The following is a 3,756-nucleotide window of genomic DNA, read 5'->3' on the forward strand; positions in this document are numbered from 1 at the left end:
AATTAAAAAAAGATAGCGACTGCAATCGCTATCCTTGGCGTTTTATAAAACTAATTTCTTCACTATTATTCTATCAGAACTGCGAATTTTTGTCTAGTATAATAATTTAATAGTTTTTTGACGCTAAGGCACATAGGAGGCTAAGGAGTGCAACCATAGTCTAAAAATTATTAAATTGATTGAGGAAAGGCAAAAATGCTAAAAGAAACAAAAGAAAAACTTCTTGATGTTTCTAGGGCTGGCAAAGTAAGAAATTGGCGAGACCGTAAAAGGTCTAGTGTTCGATTGTCTCAAAAGTATGAAGAATTAGACCTAGGAAAATTATCTAGAAAAGTTTATTTATGTTCTGAACTTCTTGTTTTCAAGAAGTTTCAAGATGAAAGTCTTAAATTGAAAAAGGCTTGGTTTTGTAAGAATAATCTTTGTCCTTTGTGTTCTTGGCGCAGAGCTATGAAATACAGAGAACAATTAAGAACTATCTTAAAAGAAAGTCTAAAACGAAAAAAAGGAACTTTCTTATTCCTTACGTTGACTCAGAAAAATGTTTTTGCTGAAGATTTGGCTGCTGAATTGGATTTGATTCATAAATCCTTTAGAAAGTTGACAAGACGAGCGTTTTTCAAAGAATCAGTAATTGGTTTTGTTAGAGCTACAGAAATAACCTATAATGAAAAAGAGGGGACATATCACCCTCATATACACGTTTTATTGTTTGTTTCTAGTTCTTATTTTAAATCATCAACTGGATTATATAAAACTCAAAAAGAGTGGGTTAAATTATGGCGAGATAGTTTAAAAATTGACTATGACCCGAGCGTTAACATCAAAAAAGTAAAAACAGAAGATAATAATCTGATTAAATCTGTTTTAGAGGTTTCGAAGTATACAGTTAAACCTTTAGATTATGATAAAACTGATTCGGAAGTGATAAAAACTCTTTATTTTTCTATGTTTAATAAAAGACTGATTTCGTTCGGTGGTCTTTTTAAAGAGATTAGAAATGAGTTATTTCTTGATGACCCAGAAACAGGTAATTTGGTTGATGTTTCAGAAGAGAATGAAATAGAAGAAGATAAAGCTGTTCGAGAAATTATTGCTAAATACAATTATTTCAAGAAAGATTATTTTATTCAAAATGACGAGGGTTAACATGGAAAAAGATAAAGAATTAAGAGCTTTAAATGGTATTGTTTTTTCGTTGATGAATGATTTTATATCATCTTTAACAGATGCAGAAAGAAGAGATTTCGGTCCTCTTTTTGATGAACTTGTTTTGGATTTACTTACTAGAGAAGATGGACCATACAAGTTGAATTCTAAAAAGAGAAAAGATGTTTGTTCTAATAATGACCGGATTTTAGAAGAGCTATTTGATTGTGTTTCTACTGATGAAAGCAAAACATGTGTAGCTCAACTTCAAGAGCTGAACAATCATTTAAAAAACAGTATGCAACCTTGAGAAGTTTTTACTTCTCTTTTTTGCTGTGGTGTAAAATTATTTGGTATAATAGAGTTGCTTTTGGCATAAGGTCTTAAAAACATTACATAATCCTTTACAATGTAAAAATTGATTTATACAGTGATATCTATTATCAGATATCATCTCACCATTCTTGAATACTGTGCCAAAAGCAAAAGCCTACATCGTAGGCTTTTTTTGTTTTCAAAAGAAACTATAATAGGTTTAGAAAATAAAAAAAGAAAAATGGAGATAAAAAATGAAAGGTTTGAAGGAATTCCAGAAGTTTGACTTAGAAGCATTTTTGAAGGATAAAGAGATTATGTACCTAGATTTTAGCCAGTGGTATGAGTATAAAAACGGAGTTAAAAATGAAGCTCCGAGCGGTATTAAAATGAGTTTTGTAATTGTTAAAGATGATACTAAATACTCTACTGATGTAAATAATGAGTATGAAAAGTTTGATGTAAAAGTTAGAGGAGTCTCATCTGTCAATATTAAAAAAAGGTCTCTTGTTAAAATAAAAGGGGTTGCCAAGATTTGGGGAGATTTTAATCAAAACTTGTCTATCGAAGCTACTGCCAAAGATATCGAGATTTTGTAGAAAATTAAATGAATGATTATTTTATATCGATTGAACAAAGAAATAAAGATTTTGTTGCTTTAATTATTTTTATTTTGAGTTTTGCTCTTCTTCTAGTCCCTGGTCTTTTTATTTCGTGGTTACTTAGTTTGTGTTTTCTTCTTTACTATTTTGATAAAAGATTTATGATTTTCAGCTTTAAAAAAGACTTTTTAAAGTTTATGATGCTGAAAATAAAACTAGAAAGAGAACTGGTAGAGAGCGGTTTTGGTGTTCGTGTTTTTAATTCAGATAATAAGAAAAAAATGATTTTTAGGGCACCTATAGTTAAATTAGAAAAAGTTTCAGATAAGAAAATAAGGGTTTTTGTAGGAGCTTCTATAAATTCTCTTGTATCTATGAAAAAACTAGAATTATCGCCTTTGTTGAGTGGTTGGAGACAAGTGAGAGTTTCTACAAATAGAGGTAATGATTTTGTGATTTATGAGCTAGAAAGCTTAGAATATGATAGGCAATTTATTTTCAAAAGTATTTCTGATGTAGTCTCTAAAAATAAAGATTTTAAGAAGATTTTGATAGATGAACAAACGTTTATTTCTACTTTCTCTCATATACTCATTTCAGGGCAAACAGGAGCTGGAAAGAGTTATGCTCTTCTTTATTTATTGATTATTTATAGCCTAAAAAAAGCCATTATATCAGTATGTGACCCAAAGTTTAGCGATTTAGCTGATTTTTCTAGAATGCTGAAAATCTCATCATTTTCTGCTCCGTCTTTAATTGTTGAAGAAGTTAGAAAAGTTTTTGAAGAGATGGAGAATAGAAAAAGAAAAAGGCTTTCTGAGGGTTGGAAAATTGGGACGACTGCAACGGATAATGGACTGGAATTGCGAATTTTAGTTATAGATGAATTTGCTTCGCTTCAAATGAAACTAGATAAAAAAGAATTAGCTGAGTTGATGAAGTATTTGAACCAAATCATTTTGGAGGGTAGAGGATTAGGGATTTTTGTTGTCATAGGTATGCAGCAAGCTAATTCTTCTATACTGCCAACCGCTCTAAGAGAACAATTTTCGGCAATCTTTGTCTTAGGAAATAGCGGAGTTCAAACCTTTAATGTTGCTTTTCAAGATAAAGCTAGAGATTTGCCTGATTTCGTTCTTGAAGTGGGTGAAGGTTGGCTTATGAAAAATGGAGAGGTTGACCCTGTTTTGATTAGGTTTCCAAGATTGGATTTTTTAAGATAGACATCGTTTTATGCCGTCATTTGTATTGATAACAAGCTGAGCAACGTACGCTAGGACGTGCCGAGCCGAAAGGCTTTAGCTTTCGGGAGGGACACGTACAAAGTACGATCGCGAGGGTTTCTTGTTGTCAATATAAATGGCGTATAAATGCTTAAAGTGTTTCTACAAAAAAAGGCTAGACGCTAAGAGAAAAACCGCCCCTGGGCGGTTTTTTAGAAAGGAGCGTAGCTCCTTTCTTCTTGTCTTGATACTAATAGAAATAACTGGTCGCGTTTTTTCATGAAAAAAACAGCCCTAAACCTTAGAGCCACAAGGGTTTTGCTCCTTTTTATGCGGTATAAAATTATGCCCTATTTTTTGCTATTTGCTCGATAAGTTTATAAGTGGTATAATTAAAAAAAGATAGCGACTGCAATCGCTATCCTTGGCGTTTTATAAAACTAATTTCTTCACTATTATTCTATCAG

General features: G+C 31.6%; 4 protein-coding genes. All 4 read left to right on the plus strand.

Features of this window, described 5'->3' with window-relative positions; translation table 11 throughout:
• The first annotated feature begins 195 nt into the window (after positions 1–195).
• The 4 genes from N8M66_RS09180 to N8M66_RS09195 all read left to right on the plus strand — a co-directional run bounded on the left by N8M66_RS09180 (position 196) and on the right by N8M66_RS09195 (position 3,289).
• Positions 196–1,149 (plus strand): protein rep, encoded by a 954-nt coding sequence (locus N8M66_RS09180; protein WP_261047187.1) that lies wholly within the window; start codon positions 196–198, stop codon positions 1,147–1,149.
• A gap of 1 nt (position 1,150) precedes the next feature.
• Complete coding sequence (locus N8M66_RS09185) at positions 1,151–1,459, plus strand: hypothetical protein (protein ID WP_261047189.1); 309 nt, start codon at positions 1,151–1,153, stop codon at positions 1,457–1,459.
• A 259-nt stretch (positions 1,460–1,718) separates the two neighbouring features.
• Complete coding sequence (locus N8M66_RS09190; protein ID WP_261047190.1) at positions 1,719–2,063, plus strand: hypothetical protein; 345 nt, start codon at positions 1,719–1,721, stop codon at positions 2,061–2,063.
• A gap of 8 nt (positions 2,064–2,071) precedes the next feature.
• Positions 2,072–3,289: a hypothetical protein gene (locus N8M66_RS09195; protein ID WP_261047192.1), complete on the plus strand. Its 1,218-nt coding sequence runs from the start codon at positions 2,072–2,074 to the stop codon at positions 3,287–3,289.
• Positions 3,290–3,756: the final 467 nt, after the last annotated feature.

The sequence above is a fragment of the Streptococcus mitis genome (genome assembly GCF_946188585.1).
GTDB lineage: Bacteria > Bacillota > Bacilli > Lactobacillales > Streptococcaceae > Streptococcus > Streptococcus mitis_DG.